The sequence below is a fragment of the Comamonas sp. 17RB genome, from assembly GCF_030056555.1.
In the GTDB taxonomy this organism is placed as follows: Bacteria; Pseudomonadota; Gammaproteobacteria; order Burkholderiales; family Burkholderiaceae_C; genus Comamonas; species Comamonas terrigena.
This window is the reverse complement of sequence record NZ_JASHHY010000006.1, coordinates 54,748-73,211: the sequence shown is the minus strand read 5'-3', so window position 1 is coordinate 73,211 and position 18,464 is coordinate 54,748. Positions and strand designations below refer to the sequence as shown.

Genomic DNA, 18,464 nt, shown 5'->3' with positions numbered 1-18,464 from the left:
TGTTCGTATCCCGCCTTAATTCCAGATGTTCCACGGCGAGTGCAGCCAAGCACCCACAAGCACCAGCCACACCAGGGTGACAGGGATAAAGATCTTCCAGCCCAGACGCATGATCTGGTCATAACGGAAGCGCGGGAACGTTGCACGGATCCAGATGAAGCACGACACCACCAGGAACGTCTTGATCGCCAGCCAGATCCAGCCGGGGATGAAGCCCAGGAAGTCGAACGGAGGCAGCCATCCGCCCAGGAACATGATCACGGCCAGGATGGACACCAGCCACATGCTGGCGTATTCGGCCAGGAAGAAGATGGCAAAGCCCATGCCCGAGTACTCGACCATGTGGCCGGCCACGATTTCCGACTCGCCTTCCACCACGTCGAAGGGGTGGCGGTTGGTCTCGGCCACGACCGAGATCAGGTAGACGATGAAGATGGGCAGTAGCGGCAGCCAGTTCCACGACAGGATGCTCACGCCCATGCTCGCAAAGTGGCCCTGGCCTTGGCCCAGCACGATCTGCGTCAGGTTCATGCTGCCGCTGACCATGATGACCACCAGGAAGCAGAAGCCCATGGCGATTTCATAGCTCACCATCTGTGCCGAAGCACGCAGCGCGCCCAGGAAGGCGTACTTGGAGTTGGAAGCCCAGCCCGCAATGATCACGCCATACACTTCGATCGAGGTGATGGCCATGATCAGCAGCAGACCTGCGTTCACATTGGCCAGCGCCACTTCGGGGGCAAAGGGAATCGCCACCCAGGCGGCCAGGGCCGGCATGATCGCCATCACCGGGCCGACATAGAACAGACCCTTGGCGGCAGCCGAGGGGAAGATCAGTTCCTTGGTCAGCAGCTTCAGGCCGTCGGCCATCGGCTGCAGCAGGCCCCAGGGACCCACGCGGTTGGGACCGGGACGCACCTGGATCCAGCCCAGGAACTTGCGCTCCCACAGCGTCAGGTAGGCCACGGCAATCATCAGCGGTGCCACGATGGCAATGATGCCCAGCAGAACCCAGATCACCGGCCAGGCCACATCGGTCCACCAGGAAGCGGCGATCAGGCCAGCGCCTGCATTCTTGAGTGCGTCAATCATGCAGCACCTCCCTCACGAGCCTGGCGCGCATCGGCTGTCAGTTGCAGCGACGTCGCACGGCGGACAATGCTGTCCAGTTGGTAAATACTGGCCACCACCGGTTCGGCCACAGCACCCTGCACCACGGCCGCAGCGGCGGCTGTGCGGTTGTTCAGCTCGGCACCCAGCTGGCTCACGCCGCCGGCAGCTGCCGCCAGCACGTCCTGCGAGGATTCGAACGCCATGCCTTGCACACCCAGCAGATTGCCCAGCACGCGCAGCACCTTCCAGCCCGGACGGGTCTCGCCCAGTGGCTTGACCACGGCGTGGAAGCTCTGCACACGGCCTTCGGCGTTGACGAAGCTGCCCGAGGTTTCGGTGAACGGTGCAATCGGCAGCAGCACATCGCTGACATCCAGATTGGTCTTGAAAGGGCTCAAGGTCACCACCATCTCTGCCTTGGACAGGCCTTCGACGGCCTTGGCACCGGCAGCCGTGTCGAACACGGGCTCGTTGTTCAGCAGAATCACGGCTTTGGCCTGGCCGGCCGTGATCTGTGCCGCATTCAGGCCCTGGGCCTGAGGCTGGGCCTTGACCCATTGCGCACCCACGGTGTTGGCCGCTTCGGTCAGGTAACCCACGTGGGCACCGGTCTGCTCGCCAATCCACTGCGCCAGAGCCAGCAGGCTTTCGGCCTGTGCATGGTGCGCAGCCGCATTGCCCAGCAGGATGGCCTTGCGCTCGCCCGACAGCAGTGCGCCGGCAATGGCGGCCGCTTCTGCGTTGTCAGAGCCTTGCACGGGAGAGGCCACGCCCTTGGCCTGGGCCACGGCAGCAGCCACATCGGCCAGCGCCTGCGCCCAGTCGGCAGCAGCCACCACCGAGGCGGACACGGGCAGCGCCCAGTCGTACACCTTGCCATTGATGGCAAACACCTGGCAGCCCTTCTTGGCGGCCTGGCGGATGCGCTGTGCAAACAGCGGATGGTCCTTGCGCAGGTTGGAACCCACGACCAGCACGGCCTGCAGCTCGTTCATGGCGGCAATGGGCATGCCCAGCCAGCGCACGCCTTGTGCGGCGGCAAATTCGGCATGGCGCAGACGCCAGTCGATGCTGTCGCTGCCCACACCGCGCACCAGCGCGGCAGCCAGGTACAGCTCTTCCAGCGTGCTGTGCGGGCTGGCCAAAGCAGCCACGCTGTTGGCGCCGTGGTCGTTCTTGATGGTACGCAGACCATTGGCCACGTATTCCAGCGCGGTCTGCCAGTCGACTTCCTTCCACTCGCCGCCCTGCTTCAGCATGGGACGGGTCAGGCGGTCTGCACCGTTGAGCGCTTCATAGGAGAAACGGTCGCGGTCGGCAATCCAGCATTCGTTGACGGCTTCGTTCTCGAACGGAACCACGCGCATCACCTTGTGGTTCTTCACCTGAACGATCAGGTTGGCACCGGTGGAGTCATGTGGCGACACCGACTTGCGGCGCGACAGTTCCCAGGTACGGGCGCTGTAGCGGAAAGGCTTGCTGGTCAGCGCGCCCACGGGGCAGATGTCGATCATGTTGCCCGACAGCTCCGAGTCCACGGTATCGCCCACCACGGTGGTGATTTCCGAGTGCTCGCCGCGGTGGATCATGCCCAGCTCCATGATGCCGGAGATCTCTTGGCCAAAGCGCACGCAGCGGGTGCAGTGGATGCAGCGGCTCATTTCCTCCATGGAAATCAGCGGACCCACATCCTTGTGGAACACCACGCGCTTTTCTTCTTCGTAGCGCGAGCTGCTGCTGCCATAGCCCACGGCCAGATCCTGCAGCTGGCATTCACCGCCTTGGTCGCAGATCGGGCAATCCAGCGGGTGATTGATGAGCAGAAACTCCATCACCGACTGCTGGGCCTTGATGGCCTTTTCGCTCTTGGTGCGCACGATCATGCCTTGCGTCACCGGGGTGGCGCAGGCGGGCATGGGCTTGGGCGCTTTTTCCACGTCCACCAGGCACATGCGGCAGTTCGCCGCAATGGACAACTTCTTGTGGTAGCAGAAATGTGGAATGTAGGTACCGGCCTTCTCGGCTGCATGCATCACCATGCAGCCTTCAGCCACCTCCACCTTCTTACCGTCCAGTTCAATTTCAACCATATGCTTGTCTCGCGATCAGGCGGCCTTGGCAGCCTGTTTGGAAGCGTTCTGGATCTTCGCTTCGAACTCGTGGCGGAAGTGCTTGATCATGGCGCGCACCGGCATGGCCGCTGCATCGCCCAGGGCGCAGATGGTGCGGCCCATGATGTTCACGGACACAGAGTCCAGCAACTCGATGTCTTCCGGACGGCCTTCACCGTGCTGGATACGGTTCACCACGCGCCACAGCCAGCCCGTGCCTTCGCGGCAGGGCGTGCACTGGCCACAGGACTCGTGCGAATAGAAATACGACAGGCGCAGCAGGCTCTCGACCATGTCACGCGAATCGTCCATCACGATCACGGCACCCGAACCCAGCATGGAACCAGCCTTGGAGATGGAGTCATAGTCCATCGTGCATTCCATGATCACGTCGGCCGGCAGCACCGGGGAGGACGAACCACCAGGGATCACCGCCTTGAGCTTGCGACCAGTGCGCACACCGCCCGCCAGTTCCAGCAGCTTGCTGAAAGGCGTACCCATCGGCACTTCGTAGTTACCGGGCAGGTTCACGTCACCGCTGACCGAGAAGATCTTGGTGCCGCCGTTGTTGGGCTTGCCGCATTCGAGGTAGGCCTGACCGCCATTGCGGATGATCCAGGGCACCGCCGCGAAGGTTTCGGTGTTGTTGATGGTCGTGGGCTTGCCGTACAGACCGAAGCTGGCCGGGAATGGCGGCTTGAAGCGGGGCTGCCCCTTCTTGCCTTCCAGCGATTCCAGCAGCGCGGTTTCTTCGCCGCAGATGTAGGCGCCAAAACCGTGGTGGGCGTGCAGCTGGAAGCTGAAGCTGCTGCCCAGGATGTTGCTGCCCAGGAAGCCGGCGGCACGGGCTTCTTCCAGAGCGGCTTCGAAGCGTTCGTAGACTTCGAAGATTTCGCCGTGGATGTAGTTGTAGCCGACCGAGATGCCCATCGCGTACGCGGCAATGATCATGCCTTCGATCACGATGTGCGGGTTGTGCATCAGGATCTCGCGGTCCTTGCACGTACCGGGCTCACCCTCGTCCGAGTTGCACACCAGGTGCTTCTGGCCGGGGAACTGGCGGGGCATGAAGCTCCACTTCAGACCCGTGGGGAAGCCTGCACCGCCACGGCCACGCAGACCGGATTCCTTCATGGTGGCGATGACCTGGTCCTGTGTCAGACCTTCGCCGCCGTCCTTGCCCAGCAGCTTGCGCAGGGCCTGGTAGCCACCGCGTGCTTCGTAGTCCTTGATGGACCAGTTGCTGCCGTCCAGATCCGCATAGATCTGCGGATTGATGTGGCGGCCATGGAAACAGGTTTCGTTGCCGGACGAAGCGAACTTCGCCAGCACCGCATTGGCGGCGGGATTGTTCAGGATGGTGGAGCTCATGCCTTGCCCTCCGCAGCGCGCAGGCCGTCCACCAGCTCGTCGAGCTTTTCATTGCTCATGAAGCTGCACATGCAACGGTCGTTGACCAGCATCACGGGCGAATCGGCGCAGGCGCCCAGGCACTCGGACTGCTGCAGCGTGAACATGCCGTCGGCCGTGGTCTCGCCCATCTTGATGCCCAGCTTGTGCTCCAGGTGGTGCAAAGCCTTGTAGCCGTCGCGCAGCTGGCATGGCAGGTTGGTGCACACATTCAGCTTGTACTTGCCCACCGGCTGCTGGTTGTACATGTTGTAGAACGTCGTGACCTCATGCACGGCAATGGCCGGCATGCCCAGGTAGTCACCGATTTCAGCTTCGCTCTCAGGGCTGACCCAGCCCTGTTCCTGCTGAACGATGGTCAAGCAGGCCATCACGGCAGACTGCTTCTGCTCGGGCGGGTACTTGGCCACCTCGCGCGCAAAACGCGCCTTAGTCGCTTCAGTAATCATCGGTCAATCTCTCCGAACACGATATCCATGGTGCCGATGACCGCCACCACGTCGGACAGCATGTGTCCGCGAATCACCTCGTCCATCATGGACAGGTGGGCAAAGCCCGGGGCACGAATCTTCAGACGATAGGGCTTGTTGGCGCCATCGCTCACCATGTAAATACCAAACTCACCCTTGGGGTGCTCAACGGCGGCATACGCTTCGCCTTCGGGCACCTTGAAGCCTTCGGTGAAGAGCTTGAAGTGGTGGATCAGCTCTTCCATGTTGGACTTCATGGCTTCGCGGGCAGGCGGGGCCACCTTGTGGTTCTCGGTGATCACCGGACCGGGGTTGGCACGCAGCCACTTCACGCACTGCTGGATCAGGCTGTTGGACTGGCGCATTTCGGCCACGCGCACCAGATAGCGGTCGTAGCAGTCGCCGGTCTTGCCCACGGGGATGTCGAAGTCCAGCTCCGAATACACCTCATAGGGCTGCTTCTTGCGCAGATCCCAGGCAATGCCGGAGCCACGCAGCATCGGGCCGGTGAAGCCCATGTTCAGCGCGCGCTCGGCGTTCACCACGCCGATGCCGACCATGCGCTGCTTCCAGATACGGTTGTCCGTCAGCAGGGTTTCGTATTCATCCACACACTTGGGGAAGCGGTTGGTGAAGTCTTCGATGAAGTCCAGCAGCGAACCCTGGCGGTTCTTGTTCAGCTCTGCAATGCCCTTGGCATTGCGCACCTTGCTGGCCTTGAACTGGGGCATGGTGTCCGGCAGGTCACGGTAGACGCCGCCCGGACGGAAGTAGGCTGCATGCATGCGCGCGCCGGAGACGGCCTCGTACATGTCGAACAGGTCTTCACGCTCGCGGAAGGTGTACATCAGCACCGTGGAAGCGCCGCAGTCCATGCCGTTCGAGCCCAGCCACATCAGGTGGTTCAGCAGGCGCGTGATTTCGGAGAACAGCACACGGATGTACTGCGCACGCTTGGGCACGTCGATGCCCATCAGCTTTTCAATCGCGAGGCAGTAGGCGTGCTCATTGCACATCATGGACACATAGTCCAGGCGGTCCATATAGGGCAGCGACTGGATGAAGGTCTTGTGCTCGGCGAGCTTTTCGGTCCCGCGGTGCAGCAGGCCCACGTGCGGGTCGGCACGTTGCACCACTTCACCGTCCAGCTCCAGCACCAGACGCAGCACACCGTGCGCTGCCGGGTGCTGCGGACCAAAGTTCAGGGAATAGTTCTTGATTTCAGCCATGGTCTTCCGTCAGAAGGCGACGCGCGCCTTCAGTGCAGGCCTCCGCCGTAGTTGTCTTCACGGATGATGCGCGGAGTGATTTCGCGCGGCTCGATCGTCACCGGCTGGTAGACCACGCGGCCCAGCTCTTCGTCGAAGCGCATTTCCACGTGACCCGACAGGGGGAAGTCCTTGCGGAAGGGGTGGCCGATGAAACCGTAGTCGGTCAGGATGCGGCGCAGGTCGTCGTGGCCTTCGAACATGATGCCGAACAGGTCGAACGCCTCGCGCTCGAACCAGTTGGCCGAGCTCCACAGCGGATTCACCGAAGCGACCACCGGAAAATCATCGTCCTCGGCGTACACACGCACCCGCAGACGCTGGTTCAGCGACACCGACAGCAGGTGCGACACCACGGCAAAGCGGGCACCTTCGGTACCCACTTCAGCGTAAGCAGAGTAGTCAAGACCGCACAGGTCGACCAGTTGTTCGAACTGGCAGCCGGGCGCATCGCGCAGCGTTTGCATGGCAGCGTAATACTGGGCCGCAGGCACCTCAGCGGTGACCTCGCCCAGCGCGACAGTGACGCTGCGGGCTTTGTCGCCCAGGGCAGCAGCCACCAGATCCCGAAGCTTTTCGGGATGGATAGCGATAGCAGACATCTCGACTCCTTAGACGCGAGCGATGGTGTTCGTGCGGCGGATTTTTTGCTGCAGCTGAATGATGCCGTAGATCAGCGCTTCGGCAGTGGGGGGGCAGCCAGGCACGTACACGTCCACAGGCACCACGCGGTCGCAACCGCGCACCACGGAATAGCTGTAGTGGTAGTAGCCGCCGCCATTGGCGCAGGAACCCATGGAGAGCACCCAGCGCGGCTCGGACATCTGGTCGTAGACCTTGCGCAGGGCCGGTGCCATCTTGTTGCACAGCGTGCCAGCCACAATCATCAGGTCAGACTGGCGCGGGCTGGGACGGAACACTTCCGCACCAAAGCGCGCCAGGTCATAGCGCGCCGCGGCGGCATGCATCATTTCCACCGCACAGCAGGCCAGACCGAACGTCATGGGCCAGATCGATCCGGTTTTGGCCCAGTTCACCACAGCGTCATAGCTGGTGGTGACGAAGCCTTCCTTCATCACACCTTCGATCATCGTGTTTCCTTTTCGAATTCAGCTGTTATTCCCAGTCCAGGGCGCCCTTTTTCCACTCGTAGGCAAAGCCTACGACAAGAACGGCCAGGAAGATCAGCACAGCGACGAAACCAGCAATGCCCACGTCCTCGAGCGCAACGGCCCAAGGCAGCAGGAAAGCGATTTCCAAATCAAAGAGGATAAACAGAATGGCGACGAGGTAGTAGCGCACATCGAATTTCATGCGCGCGTCTTCGAAGGCCTCAAAACCGCATTCGTAAGGAGAGTTCTTGGCGTCATCCGGTCGGTTGGGACCCAGCACGTAGCCGAGCACCAGGGGCACGACACCGACGGCCATGCCAACGAGGATGAACAAGAGAACGGGGAGGTATTGATCGAGGTTCATCTTGAGGTCGCGTTTCCCGCTTGACCTTGCCCCGACCACTGCCTGATCAGGGCAGGCTTGTTATGTGTGGTGCCGTCGGCGAGACTCGAACTCGCACAGCTTTACGCCACTACCCCCTCAAGATAGCGTGTCTACCAATTCCACCACGACGGCTTTTTTCGTCTCAGATCACCCGGATGGCATGAGGAGCCCCCTCTAACTGGGCTTTGGCTGTCCAGGCAATCCCTATATTCTATCCGGAAAAACACTTGCATCGAAGTATTTTCCGGATTGCTTCAATTTATTTCGCGGGAGCAGGCTCCGTTGTGGCAACAGGCTGCTGCACCGGTGCGGGCACGTCATTCGCCACGGGCGCGGGCACATCCTTGCTCACGGCAGCCGGGGCAGGAATGCTGGCGGCAGGCGTGTTTTCCAGCACGCTGCCGGTGCTGGCAGGGCGTGTGTTGCCCAGGTAGGCCAGGGCCAGCGTGCAGACGAAGAACACCGCGGCCAGGATGCCGGTGGTACGCGACAGGAAGTTGGCACTGCCCGAAGCCCCGAACAGGCTGCCGGAGCTGCCGCTGCCAAAGGCCGCGCCCATGTCCGCACCCTTGCCGTGCTGGATCAGGATCAGACCGATCATGCCCAGGGCCGCCAGCATTTGAATGCCCAGAATCACACCAGAAAACGCTTGCATTTCATTCACTCCTAAATCAGTAGCTATTCACACTGCAGCTTATTGAGCTGCAGCAATAATTTGCAGAAAATCTGCGGCCTTGAGCGACGCACCGCCGATCAGACCGCCATCGATATCGGGCTGGGCCAACAGCTGGGCCGCATTGGCGGCATTCATGCTGCCGCCGTACAGCAGCGGCACGCGATCGCCCTGCTGGGTCGCAGCCGCCAGCTGTGCACGCAGCACGGCATGCACCTGCTGGGCCTGCTCGGGCGAAGCCGTCTTGCCGGTGCCAATCGCCCAGACCGGTTCGTACGCCACCACCAGTTCGCTGACGCAATGGCCCACGTGCTGGATCACCGCCGCCAGCTGGCGCTTGACCACGGCTTCGGTCTGGCCGGCTTCGCGCTCGGCCAGGGTTTCGCCCACGCACACCACCGGCGTGATGCCCTTGGCCAGAGCCGCCTGGGCCTTGTGCGCCACATCGGCATCGGTTTCGCCGTGGTACTGGCGGCGCTCGCTGTGCCCCACCAGGGCATAGCGCACACCAAACTCCTGCAGCATGGCGGCCGACACTTCACCGGTGTAGGCACCTTTTTCGTGCTGCGACACATCCTGGACGCCCAGCGCAATCGGCGAATCCTGCACCAGCGCCTGCACCTGGGCCAGGTAGACCGCCGGAACGGCCACACCCACGCCGCACTGCAGCGCGGCCGGCAGCCCCTGGCGGATGCCCGCCAGCAGCTCGGCATTGGCCTGCAGGCCGCCATTCATCTTCCAGTTGCCAACAATCAGCTTCTTCTTCATGTGTTCGCTCACCACGTCAAAACGATCTTGCCAATGAGTTGACCCGACTCCATCAAGGCATGGGCCTGGGCGGCATCCTGCGCTGCAAAGCGGCTGTGGATGATGGGACGCACGCGGCGCTGCTCCAGCAGCGGCCACACCCTGTCCCGCAGTTCCTGACCGATGGCGGCCTTGAACGCCTCGCTGCGCGGACGCAGCGTGCTTCCCGTCACCGTCAGGCGGCGGCGCATCAGCAAGCCGGCATTGAAGCCCGACTCCAGGCCACCCTGCACCGCAATCACCACCAGGCGACCGTCTTCCGCCAGGCAGCGCACTTCGCGCTCCACATAGCTGCCGGCCACCATGTCCAGGATCACATCGACCCCCTTGCCACCCGTCAGGCGCAAGGCTTCCTGCTCGAAATCCTGGCTCTTGTAATTGATGGCATGGTCGGCACCCAGAGCCAGGCATTCGGCGCATTTCTCATCCGAACCCGCAGTCACAATGACCGTGGATCCAAAGGCCTTGGCCAGCTGGATGGCCGTGACGCCAATGCCGCTGCTACCCCCTTGGATCAACAGCGTTTCGCCCGCCTGCAGGCGGCCCCGCTGGAACACATTGCTCCAGACCGTGAAAAAGGTCTCGGGCAGCGCCGCAGCCTCTTCGTCGCTCAGCCCCTGCGGCACCGGCAGGCACTGGCCCACCGGCACGGTGCAGTACTGGGCATAGCCGCCGCCTTGCAGCAGCGCACAGACCCTGTCACCCACGGCCAGACCGGCAGCCGCCATGGCGGCTGCATCACCCGATTCGATGACACCCGCCACTTCCAGACCGGGCAGGTCCGAGGCACCGGGCGGCGGCGGGTAAGCACCTTTGCGCTGCACCACGTCCGGGCGGTTGACACCACTGGCGCGCACGCGAATCAACACCTCGCCCGCCTGCGGCTGGGGCGTGGGTCGTTCGCAGGGCTGCAGCACTTCGGGAGGACCGAAACGGCTGATTTCTATGGCCTGCATGCTTGGCGCACGTCCTTTACAAAATTCTGGCCTCCATTGCCGGCACCGTCCAAGACCTGTGCGGCAATAGCGCGCTTTTTTGACACAAAAACCGTGGGTGCTGCAGATTGCTCTGCAGCCACCCACGGCCGGCAGCATCCCTTACGGGAAGGGATTACTGCTGTTGCTGTTGCTGCTGTTGGTCAGCATCGACAGCCGGGTCACGCGGCTGGCGGGGCTCACGCGGCTCGCGGGGTTCACGGAACTCGCGCGGTTGGCGGGGAGCACGGTCACCACGCTCGGCCGGGGCGGGACGTTCGCTGCGCTCCATGCCGGCGGGACGCTCGGTCAGCGCCTTCATGGACAGCTTGACGCGGCCCTTGTCGTCAGTCTCCAGCACCTTGACCTGGACCACTTGGCCTTCTTGCAGGTAGTCGGTGACCTTTTCCACGCGCTCGTGGGCGATCTGGCTGATGTGCAGCAGACCGTCCTTGCCGGGCAGCAGGTTGACCAGTGCGCCGAAGTCCAGGATCTTGACCACGGGACCTTCGTAGACCTTGCCGATTTCGACTTCGGCCGTGATCTGCTCGATGCGCAGCTTGGCGGCTTCGGCCTTGGCGCCGTCGGTGGCGGCAATGGTGATGGTGCCGTCTTCCTCGATGTTGATCTGGGTGCCGGTCTCTTCGGTCAGCGCACGGATGGTGGCGCCGCCCTTGCCGATCACGTCACGGATCTTCTCGGGGTTGATCTTCATGGTGTACAGCTTCGGAGCGAAGCTGGAGACTTCGGTCTTGGCTTCACCCATGGCCTCTTGCATCTTGCCCAGGATGTGCATGCGTGCTTCCTTGGCCTGGGCCAGGGCGACCTGCATGATTTCCTTGGTGATACCCTGGATCTTGATGTCCATCTGCAGGGCGGTGATGCCGTTGGTGGTACCGGCCACCTTGAAGTCCATGTCACCCAGGTGATCTTCGTCACCCAGGATGTCGGTCAGCACGGCGAAGCGGTTGTCTTCCTTGATCAGGCCCATGGCGATACCGGCCACGTGCGCCTTCATGGGCACGCCGGCGTCCATCATGGACAGGCAGCCGCCGCACACCGATGCCATCGACGAAGAGCCGTTGGATTCGGTGATTTCCGACACCACGCGGATGGTGTAGGGGAATTCTTCCTTGGTCGGCAGGCAAGCGGCCAGAGCACGCTTGGCCAGACGGCCGTGGCCGATTTCGCGGCGCTTGGTCGAACCCATGCGACCCACTTCACCGGTGGCAAAGGGAGGCATGTTGTAGTGGAACAGGAAGCGGTCTTCGAACTCGCCAGCCAGTGCGTCGATGCGCTGGGCATCGCGCTCGGTGCCCAGGGTGGAGATCACCAGGGCCTGGGTTTCACCACGGGTGAACAGGGCCGAACCGTGGGTGCGGGGCAGCACGGAGTTGCGGATCTCGATGGGACGCACGGTGCGGGTGTCGCGACCGTCGATGCGGGGCTCACCGGCCAGGATCTGCGAACGCACGATACGGGCTTCGATGTCGAACAGCATGCCTTCGACCTTGACGCCGTCGAATGCAATGCCTTGCTCGGTCAGGCCGGCCTTCACGTCGGCGTAGGCCAGACGGCAGGCGTGCGTACGGGCTTGCTTGTTGCGCAGCTGGTAGGCATCGCGCAGCTTGGCTTCACCCAGTTCGGCGACCTTGGCGATCAGGGCTTCGTCCTTGGCAGGAGCGGTCCATTCCCAGGCGGGCTTGCCGCCTTCACGCACCAGCTCGTGGATGGCGTCGATGGCGATCTTGCCTTGCTCGTGACCGAACATCACGGCGCCCAGCATCACTTCTTCCGGCAGTTGCAGGGCTTCGGATTCCACCATCAGCACAGCGGATTCGGTACCGGCCACCACCAGATCCATCTGCGAATCCTTGCGCAGGGTCTGACCGGGGTTCAGCACGTATTCACCGTTGATGTAACCCACGCGGGCGGCACCGATGGGGCCGTTGAACGGGATGCCCGACACCGACAGGGCGGCGGACACAGCGATCATGGCGGCGATGTCGGCATCCACTTCGGGGTTCAGCGAGATGGTGTGGATGACCACGTGCACATCGTTGAAGAAACCTTCGGGGAACAGCGGACGGATCGGGCGGTCGATCAGGCGGCTGGTCAGGGTTTCCAGCTCGGAAGGCTTGGCTTCACGCTTGAAGAAGCTGCCGGGGATCTTGCCGGCGGCGTAGGTCTTCTCGATGTAGTCGACGGTCAGAGGGAAGAAGTCCTGACCGGCCTTGGCGATCTTCGAGCCCACCACGGTGGCCAGCACCACGGTGTCATCGATGTTGACCAGCACGGCGCCGGAGGCCTGGCGGGCGATTTCGCCGGTTTCCATGGTGACCGTGTGCTGGCCCCATTGGAAGGTCTTGGTGACTTTGTTGAACATCGTCATGTGTGTACTCCTGTTGGAATGGCCGCAAGCACGCTTGCAGCCAGGATTTGGAGATCAAACAGAACACGATGCCATTCCACAAACGCACAAAACGCTATTTTTTCAATAGCTTGCAGATTTATGGAATGACACAGCTTCGCTCTGTCTGGGCAAACTCCAAAGTAAAAAACGCCTGAGCTAGCGCGCTAACTCAGGCGTTTTGATCTTGCACTGTGCTTACTTACGCAGGCCCAGCTTGGCGATCAGGGCGGTGTAACGGTCAGCGTCCTTGGACTTCAGGTAGTCCAGCAGCTTACGACGACGGCTCACCATGCGCAGCAGGCCGCGACGACCGTGGTGGTCCTTGGCGTGTTGCTTGAAGTGAGGGGTCAGTTCGTTGATGCGAGCGGTCAGCAGAGCCACTTGCACTTCGGGGCTACCAGTGTCGTTTTCAGCACGGGCGTTGGCCTTGACAACTTCAGCCTTGATAGAGGCAGCGATCATGATTTTTCCTTATTGGAAGGCAGCGCAAAGCCGCCTTTGGTTACTTGCGCAAGGGCTGGAACGGCCGCCTGCGTGCGTCTTGCACCATGCAAAACCCCGCGATTATAACAAGTCGCCGCACGCCTGCCCCAGCGCAACCCTTCCAGCGGGTCGGAGCCTCAGAATTGGTCGCGTCCCGGGACACGGGCCAGCACCCGCAGGTCTCCACCGACCGGCACCACATCGTGAAATGCCAGCGGCACGCGCTGGGCCAGATCCGTCAGCGGCCCCCATTGCGCCATGTCCGCCCCCGGCCCCAGCAAGCTGGGCGCCATATACAGCAGCAGTTCATCCAGCATGCCGCAGGCAATCACCGCACCATTGAGCACGGCACCCGCTTCCACATGCAGCTCATTGACTTCGCGCCGCGCCAGATCCCTCAGCATGGCAGGCACATCCACCCGCCCCTGGGCATCCGGCATTTCCACCAGCACCGCACCGCGTGCCTGCAACGCCTCGGCGCGCGCCCCCTGCACCTGGGCGGCATAGATCAGCACCTGCCGGTCGGCCGCGAACAGCGCGGCATCGGGCGGCGTACGCAACTGGCTGTCGGCAATCACCAGACGCGGCTGGCGCTCCGTGGGCAGGCTGCGCACATCCAGGCGCGGATTGTCCGCCAGCACCGTCCCCACCCCCGTCAGGATGGCACAGGCCCGGGCGCGCCAGACCTGGCCGTCTTCGCGCGCCGCAGGCCCGGTGATCCACTGGCTTTGCCCGTTGGGCAGCGCCGTTTTCCCATCCAGCGAGGTGGCCGCCTTCATGCGCACCCACGGCTGGCCGCGCACCATGCGGCTCAGAAAACCCAGATTCAGCTCACGCGCCTGGGCAGCACCCTCCCCCACTTCCACGGCAATGCCATGGGCGCGCAGGTGGGCAATGCCCTGCCCCGCCACACGGGGATTGGGATCCAGCAAGGCCACCACCACCTTGGCCACCCCGGCCTCGGACAAGGCGACGCAGCAGGGCCCGGTCCGCCCGGTGTGCGCACAGGGCTCCAGCGTGACGTAGGCCGTGGCCCCCTGCACCTGCTGACCGCGTGCTGCGGCATCCCGCAGCGCCATGACCTCGGCATGCGGGCCACCCGCCTTCTGCGTGGCACCTTCGCCAACCACCTGCCCCTGCGGATTGACCAGCACACAACCCACCCGTGGATTGGGCGAGGTGCGGTTCATCGCCTGCTGCGCCAATTCCAAAGCCCGGTTCATAAAAAAAGCAGCCTCGCTGTGCGGCTGCTGCTGACTGTCACCCATGTGCACTCCCATCCGAATCGGCCATTTATTCGCCACACCACCGGCACCGCACACCCCGAAACCGGCCATTGGCAGCACCAACCATGCGCTTTGGCACCGGCGGTACGCAGGCCGCCGTCATTGTCCCGGGTTTTGGCGCCAGTCCGCACCAGCACCTCCGCGCCCAGATTACCCGCCAGCCATGGTGGACCACAGCCCATCTTCCTCGAGCCCACGCAGCCGCACCCACCACCGGACGGCACGGCAGCTTGCGCAAGCGCCCTCTAATCAGCAGGCGACGGGTAGCGCACCTCCAGCACTTCCAGCATGCGCACGCCACCCGGCGTCGGCAGCGGCACCTCATCCCCCACGCGCGCTTTCAGCAAGGCACGCGAAACCGGCGCAATCCAGCTCACCTGCCCCTGGCTGCTGTCCGCCTCATCAATCCCCAGAATCGTGATGGTGCGCTCTTCACCTTCGTCGTCGGCATAGGTGACCGTGGCACCGAAGTAGACCTGGTCGCTGCCATGGTGCACGGCAGGGTCCACCACTTCGGCAATTTCCAGGCGCTTGGTCAGAAAGCGGATGCGGCGGTCGATCTCACGCAGCCGCTTCTTGCCATACAGATAGTCGCCATTTTCCGAGCGGTCGCCATTGCTGGCCGCCCAGTGCACCACATCCACGATCTTGGGACGCTCGTTGTCGATCAGCTCCAGCAGCTCGGCCCTGAGCCGCTGGCAACCCGCAGGCGTCATGTAGTTCTTGCCACCTGCGGGCAAAGGCGGCAAGCCGGGCTGATCGTCATCGTCATCCCCGTCGGATTCTTTGGTGAAGGCCTTGTTCATAGGCTGTCCATCTTCACACATCCGCGCCGCACCCACGCCAAAAACGAAAAAGCCTCAGAACATTTCTGTTCTGAGGCTTGACGTTTGGTGCGGCTGGCAGGAATCGAACCCACGACCCCTTGGTTCGTAGCCAAGTACTCTATCCAGCTGAGCTACAGCCGCTAAGCTATCGATTATAGGACAGTTTTATTGTCTTACTTTCGAAATTCCAAATTTCTTTGGAAGAAGCTTGTTTTTCATGACGCTGAAAAGCAAGGCTTTCACAAATAGACAAAAGCCCCAGAAACTTTCGTTTCTGGGGCTTGTATCTGGTGCGGCTGGCAGGAATCGAACCCACGACCCCTTGGTTCGTAGCCAAGTACTCTATCCAGCTGAGCTACAGCCGCATTGGCGGAGAGGGTGGGATTCGAACCCACGGTACGTTATTCACGTACGCCTGATTTCGAGTCAGGTACATTCGACCACTCTGCCACCTCTCCGGTGTGTCGAAGCATCTATTGTAGCCTAAAAATCAGGCCTTCAGCAAAGTTTTGCCACCCATGTACGAAACCAGTGCTTCCGGCACCGTGATGGAGCCATCCGCGTTCTGGTAATTCTCCAGGACGGCGACCAGCGTGCGGCCCACCGCCAGGCCAGAGCCGTTCAAGGTATGGACCAGTTCGTTCTTGCCCTGGGCATTCTTGAAGCGCGCCTGCATGCGACGGGCCTGGAAGGCTTCGCAGTTGGAGACCGAGCTGATTTCACGGTACACATTCTGGGCAGGCACCCACACTTCCAGGTCATAGGTCTTGGCTGCGCCAAAGCCCATGTCGCCGGTGCACAGGCTGACCACACGGTAGGGCAGACCCAGCTTCTGCAGCACCTGCTCGGCGTGCACCGTCATCTCTTCCAGCGCTTCGTAGCTCTTGTCGGGGTGCACGATCTGCACCATCTCGACCTTGTCGAACTGGTGCTGGCGGATCAGACCACGGGTGTCGCGGCCGGACGAGCCGGCTTCCGAGCGGAAGCAGGGGCTGTGCGCCGTCAGCTTGATCGGCAACTGGTCTTCGGCCAGCACTTCATCGCGCACCAGATTGGTCAGCGGCACTTCCGACGTGGGAATCAGGTACAGCGCGGCGGTGTCAGGCACTGGCTCGGCGTCCTGCCCGCCCTTCTTGGCTGCAAACAGATCCTGCTCGAACTTGGGCAGCTGGCCCGTGCCCTTGAGCGAGTCGCTGTTGACGATGTAGGGCACATAGCATTCGGTGTAGCCATGGGCCTCGGTCTGCAGATCGACCATGAACTGCGCCAGCGCGCGGTGCAGGCGGGCGATCTGGCCCTTCATCACGGTGAAGCGGGCACCGCTGAGCTTGATGCCGGATTCAAAGTCCAGGCCCAGGGGGGTGCCCAGGTCCACATGGTCTTTGATGTCGAAGTCGAACGTCCTGGGCGTGCCCCAGCGGCGCACTTCCACATTACCTTCCTCATCCGCACCCACGGGCACGGAGGCGTGCGGCAGATTGGGCACAGCCACCAGCATGGCCTGCAGCTCGGTCTGGATCTGTTCCAGGCGTGCGGCGGACTGCTCCAGCTCGGTCTTCATGGCGGCCACCTCGGCCTTGGCGGCTTCGGCGGCGTCTTTCTCACCCTTGCCCATCAGCATGCCGATCTGCTTGGACAGCTGATTGCGCTTGGACTGCAGTTCCTCGGTGCGCGTCTGGATGGACTTGCGTTCCGATTCCAGTGCCTTGAAGGCTTCCACGTTCAGGAAGGCTTGGGGGTTCTTGCGGGTCAGCAGTCGGGCGACGACCGAGTCCAGGTCTTTGCGGAGAAGTTGAATGTCGAGCATAGAGCGCGATTTTAGTGGCGCCGCCGCCGCTGCGCGCGCCGCAGTGGCTTGCATGCTGCGCCGGCATGGCCCCACCCCCCGCTTTCCCCGACCTGCCCCGCCAGATGCGAAGCCGGACTGTCAGCGAAACCGGGCACAAGAAAAGCGCGCAGATGCCGATAGCATGGAGAGCGCACTGCAATGGACGGCCCATGGCGCGCACAGACCGACCAGCACGAGGGAGACACCATGTTTTATGTATTCGGCATCAACGGCCCCATGTACCACGGCGGGCCGGAACGGCTGTCGCAGATCGCCCCGGTACGCCGCGTGCAGCGCCCCCAGGCATTGAACACGCTGGTAGCCGACACCGACACCGATTCCAGCACCCTGTTGCCGCAACCGTCCACCGAGACCACGCTGCGCCGCGCGCCGGCGCAAAGTGCGGTGTCGGCCTACGCCAGCGCCGCACAAGGCCCCAAGGAAGAGCGCCGCCCGCTGAGCCTGGTACGGGATGTGATGACACGCGGCGCCCTCACCGTCTCGCCGCGCAGCATGGTCAACGATGCCTGGCAGACCTTGGCTCTGCACCGCGTCAGCCAGGCGCCGGTGCTCAACGATGCCCAGCAGGTGATCGGCTTGCTGCTGCGTGCCGACATGGCCCCACTGGACCTGCTGCCCACCCCCGGTGCGGTGCGCGACGCCATTGCCTTGGCGCGCCGCCCGGTGTCTGAGGTGATGGTGACGCCCGTGCCCACCGTGGCGGAAGACACCGACCTACGCCGCGTGGCCAGTGTGCTGCTGGACAATGGGTTGCCCGGCCTGCCCGTGACCAATGAGCAGGGCCACCTGGCCGGCTTCATCTCGCGCACCGACCTGCTCAAGGCGATTGCCAGCGACCCGCCTCTGGATCTGTGGAGCTGATGCGCTACGGGCAGTCCTGTAAAGACAACGCGATCAATCCATAGCAGGCTGTGCGCATTTGGCTTGCACTGCATACTGCAGAGACTTGTTAAAGGGAGGAAGGACCATGTTCACGCTCTGTCTGCTGGCTTTGCTGGGCACCGCCACCCTGGCTTTCTGGCCGCTGGACCGCCAGGCGCCCAATCCGGCGCGCGCCGCTGCGCTGGCCTTGCTGATGCTGGGCAGCGCAGCGGCCGCCCTGGCGCTGGCCGTGCTGACCTGGTGGAGCAGCCTGTCGGGCGCCGCCACCTGGCGCGCCAGCCTGGTGCTGGCCGTGGTGACCAGCGCCTGCGCCGCCAAGGGCCTGCTGCGCCACCGCCCGGTGCCGCTGACCCTGGCCATGCACCGCTGAAAACTGCCTGCCGCCGGCTGGCCCATGCGGC

Annotated in this window: 18 protein-coding genes and 4 tRNA genes; 2 read left to right on the top strand and 20 right to left on the bottom strand. The window is 62.9% G+C overall.

Annotation, left to right across the window (positions count from 1 at the left end):
* Positions 1–15 precede the first annotated feature (15 nt).
* The 20 genes from nuoH to serS form a co-directional block, all read right to left on the bottom strand.
* Positions 16–1,092 (bottom strand): NADH-quinone oxidoreductase subunit NuoH, encoded by a 1,077-nt coding sequence (gene nuoH, locus QM470_RS11985; protein WP_066539310.1) that lies wholly within the window; start codon positions 1,090–1,092, stop codon positions 16–18.
* Positions 1,089–3,203: an NADH-quinone oxidoreductase subunit NuoG gene (nuoG, locus tag QM470_RS11980; RefSeq protein WP_218332722.1), complete on the bottom strand. Its 2,115-nt coding sequence runs from the start codon at positions 3,201–3,203 to the stop codon at positions 1,089–1,091. Before nuoG ends, nuoH begins: the two co-directional genes overlap by 4 nt.
* 15 nt (positions 3,204–3,218) lie before the next feature.
* On the bottom strand, positions 3,219–4,595 hold the full coding sequence (nuoF, locus tag QM470_RS11975) for an NADH-quinone oxidoreductase subunit NuoF (protein WP_280010957.1): 1,377 nt from the start codon (positions 4,593–4,595) through the stop codon (positions 3,219–3,221).
* Positions 4,592–5,083 (bottom strand): NADH-quinone oxidoreductase subunit NuoE, encoded by a 492-nt coding sequence (gene nuoE / locus QM470_RS11970; protein WP_066539315.1) that lies wholly within the window; start codon positions 5,081–5,083, stop codon positions 4,592–4,594. Before nuoE ends, nuoF begins: the two co-directional genes overlap by 4 nt.
* On the bottom strand, positions 5,080–6,333 hold the full coding sequence (locus tag QM470_RS11965; RefSeq protein WP_280010955.1) for an NADH-quinone oxidoreductase subunit D: 1,254 nt from the start codon (positions 6,331–6,333) through the stop codon (positions 5,080–5,082). Before QM470_RS11965 ends, nuoE begins: the two co-directional genes overlap by 4 nt.
* A 29-nt stretch (positions 6,334–6,362) precedes the next feature.
* The gene (locus tag QM470_RS11960) at positions 6,363–6,974 is read right to left on the bottom strand and encodes an NADH-quinone oxidoreductase subunit C (protein ID WP_218332724.1); all 612 of its coding nucleotides are present in this window, start codon (positions 6,972–6,974) and stop codon (positions 6,363–6,365) included.
* 9 nt (positions 6,975–6,983) lie between these two features.
* Positions 6,984–7,463: a NuoB/complex I 20 kDa subunit family protein gene (locus QM470_RS11955; protein WP_066539321.1), complete on the bottom strand. Its 480-nt coding sequence runs from the start codon at positions 7,461–7,463 to the stop codon at positions 6,984–6,986.
* 25 nt (positions 7,464–7,488) lie between these two features.
* Positions 7,489–7,848, bottom strand: a complete 360-nt coding sequence (locus QM470_RS11950) for an NADH-quinone oxidoreductase subunit A (RefSeq protein WP_066539531.1) — start codon at positions 7,846–7,848, stop codon at positions 7,489–7,491.
* Between the two features lie 67 nt (positions 7,849–7,915).
* Positions 7,916–8,001: transfer RNA gene (locus QM470_RS11945), tRNA-Leu, on the bottom strand.
* A 127-nt stretch (positions 8,002–8,128) separates the two neighbouring features.
* Positions 8,129–8,524 (bottom strand): preprotein translocase subunit SecG, encoded by a 396-nt coding sequence (gene secG, locus QM470_RS11940; RefSeq protein ID WP_283339433.1) that lies wholly within the window; start codon positions 8,522–8,524, stop codon positions 8,129–8,131.
* Between the two features lie 39 nt (positions 8,525–8,563).
* Positions 8,564–9,310, bottom strand: a complete 747-nt coding sequence (gene tpiA, locus QM470_RS11935; protein WP_283339570.1) for a triose-phosphate isomerase — start codon at positions 9,308–9,310, stop codon at positions 8,564–8,566.
* Positions 9,311–9,318: 8 nt separating this feature from the next.
* The gene (locus QM470_RS11930) at positions 9,319–10,305 is read right to left on the bottom strand and encodes an NAD(P)H-quinone oxidoreductase (RefSeq protein ID WP_066539327.1); all 987 of its coding nucleotides are present in this window, start codon (positions 10,303–10,305) and stop codon (positions 9,319–9,321) included.
* 154 nt (positions 10,306–10,459) lie between these two features.
* On the bottom strand, positions 10,460–12,715 hold the full coding sequence (gene pnp / locus QM470_RS11925) for a polyribonucleotide nucleotidyltransferase (RefSeq protein ID WP_283339432.1): 2,256 nt from the start codon (positions 12,713–12,715) through the stop codon (positions 10,460–10,462).
* Positions 12,716–12,931: 216 nt separating this feature from the next.
* Entirely contained in the window at positions 12,932–13,198 is a 267-nt protein-coding gene (gene rpsO / locus QM470_RS11920; protein WP_083520526.1) for a 30S ribosomal protein S15, read from the bottom strand.
* A 158-nt stretch (positions 13,199–13,356) separates the two neighbouring features.
* The gene (gene ribD / locus QM470_RS11915; RefSeq protein WP_283339431.1) at positions 13,357–14,442 is read right to left on the bottom strand and encodes a bifunctional diaminohydroxyphosphoribosylaminopyrimidine deaminase/5-amino-6-(5-phosphoribosylamino)uracil reductase RibD; all 1,086 of its coding nucleotides are present in this window, start codon (positions 14,440–14,442) and stop codon (positions 13,357–13,359) included.
* A 308-nt stretch (positions 14,443–14,750) separates the two neighbouring features.
* The gene (greB, locus tag QM470_RS11910; protein WP_218332728.1) at positions 14,751–15,311 is read right to left on the bottom strand and encodes a transcription elongation factor GreB; all 561 of its coding nucleotides are present in this window, start codon (positions 15,309–15,311) and stop codon (positions 14,751–14,753) included.
* Between the two features lie 85 nt (positions 15,312–15,396).
* A tRNA-Arg gene (locus tag QM470_RS11905) sits at positions 15,397–15,473 on the bottom strand.
* 147 nt (positions 15,474–15,620) lie between these two features.
* A tRNA-Arg gene (locus tag QM470_RS11900) sits at positions 15,621–15,697 on the bottom strand.
* 2 nt (positions 15,698–15,699) lie between these two features.
* Positions 15,700–15,790, bottom strand: a tRNA-Ser gene (locus tag QM470_RS11895).
* Between the two features lie 32 nt (positions 15,791–15,822).
* Entirely contained in the window at positions 15,823–17,139 is a 1,317-nt protein-coding gene (gene serS / locus QM470_RS11890) for a serine--tRNA ligase (RefSeq protein ID WP_283339430.1), read from the bottom strand.
* 228 nt (positions 17,140–17,367) lie between these two features.
* On the opposite strand from serS, the gene QM470_RS11885 reads away from it, so the two are divergent.
* Positions 17,368–18,042, top strand: a complete 675-nt coding sequence (locus tag QM470_RS11885; RefSeq protein WP_283339429.1) for a CBS domain-containing protein — start codon at positions 17,368–17,370, stop codon at positions 18,040–18,042.
* Between the two features lie 106 nt (positions 18,043–18,148).
* Entirely contained in the window at positions 18,149–18,433 is a 285-nt protein-coding gene (locus QM470_RS11880) for a hypothetical protein (protein WP_283339428.1), read from the top strand.
* The last annotated feature ends 31 nt before the right edge of the window (positions 18,434–18,464 follow it).

Bases quoted from the DNA above. Each gene is read 5' to 3' on its own strand.
- nuoH (WP_066539310.1), bottom strand. From the start codon at position 1,092: ATGATTGACGCACTCAAGAATGCAGGCGCTGGCCTGATCGCCGCTTCC.
- nuoG (WP_218332722.1), bottom strand. From the start codon at position 3,203: ATGGTTGAAATTGAACTGGACGGTAAGAAGGTGGAGGTGGCTGAAGGC.
- nuoF (WP_280010957.1), bottom strand. From the start codon at position 4,595: ATGAGCTCCACCATCCTGAACAATCCCGCCGCCAATGCGGTGCTGGCG.
- nuoE (WP_066539315.1), bottom strand. From the start codon at position 5,083: ATGATTACTGAAGCGACTAAGGCGCGTTTTGCGCGCGAGGTGGCCAAG.
- QM470_RS11965 (WP_280010955.1), bottom strand. From the start codon at position 6,333: ATGGCTGAAATCAAGAACTATTCCCTGAACTTTGGTCCGCAGCACCCG.
- QM470_RS11960 (WP_218332724.1), bottom strand. From the start codon at position 6,974: ATGTCTGCTATCGCTATCCATCCCGAAAAGCTTCGGGATCTGGTGGCT.
- QM470_RS11955 (WP_066539321.1), bottom strand. From the start codon at position 7,463: ATGATCGAAGGTGTGATGAAGGAAGGCTTCGTCACCACCAGCTATGAC.
- QM470_RS11950 (WP_066539531.1), bottom strand. From the start codon at position 7,848: ATGAACCTCGATCAATACCTCCCCGTTCTCTTGTTCATCCTCGTTGGC.
- secG (WP_283339433.1), bottom strand. From the start codon at position 8,524: ATGCAAGCGTTTTCTGGTGTGATTCTGGGCATTCAAATGCTGGCGGCC.
- tpiA (WP_283339570.1), bottom strand. From the start codon at position 9,310: ATGAAGAAGAAGCTGATTGTTGGCAACTGGAAGATGAATGGCGGCCTG.
- QM470_RS11930 (WP_066539327.1), bottom strand. From the start codon at position 10,305: ATGCAGGCCATAGAAATCAGCCGTTTCGGTCCTCCCGAAGTGCTGCAG.
- pnp (WP_283339432.1), bottom strand. From the start codon at position 12,715: ATGACGATGTTCAACAAAGTCACCAAGACCTTCCAATGGGGCCAGCAC.
- rpsO (WP_083520526.1), bottom strand. From the start codon at position 13,198: ATGATCGCTGCCTCTATCAAGGCTGAAGTTGTCAAGGCCAACGCCCGT.
- ribD (WP_283339431.1), bottom strand. From the start codon at position 14,442: ATGAACCGGGCTTTGGAATTGGCGCAGCAGGCGATGAACCGCACCTCG.
- greB (WP_218332728.1), bottom strand. From the start codon at position 15,311: ATGAACAAGGCCTTCACCAAAGAATCCGACGGGGATGACGATGACGAT.
- serS (WP_283339430.1), bottom strand. From the start codon at position 17,139: ATGCTCGACATTCAACTTCTCCGCAAAGACCTGGACTCGGTCGTCGCC.
- QM470_RS11885 (WP_283339429.1), top strand. From the start codon at position 17,368: ATGTTTTATGTATTCGGCATCAACGGCCCCATGTACCACGGCGGGCCG.
- QM470_RS11880 (WP_283339428.1), top strand. From the start codon at position 18,149: ATGTTCACGCTCTGTCTGCTGGCTTTGCTGGGCACCGCCACCCTGGCT.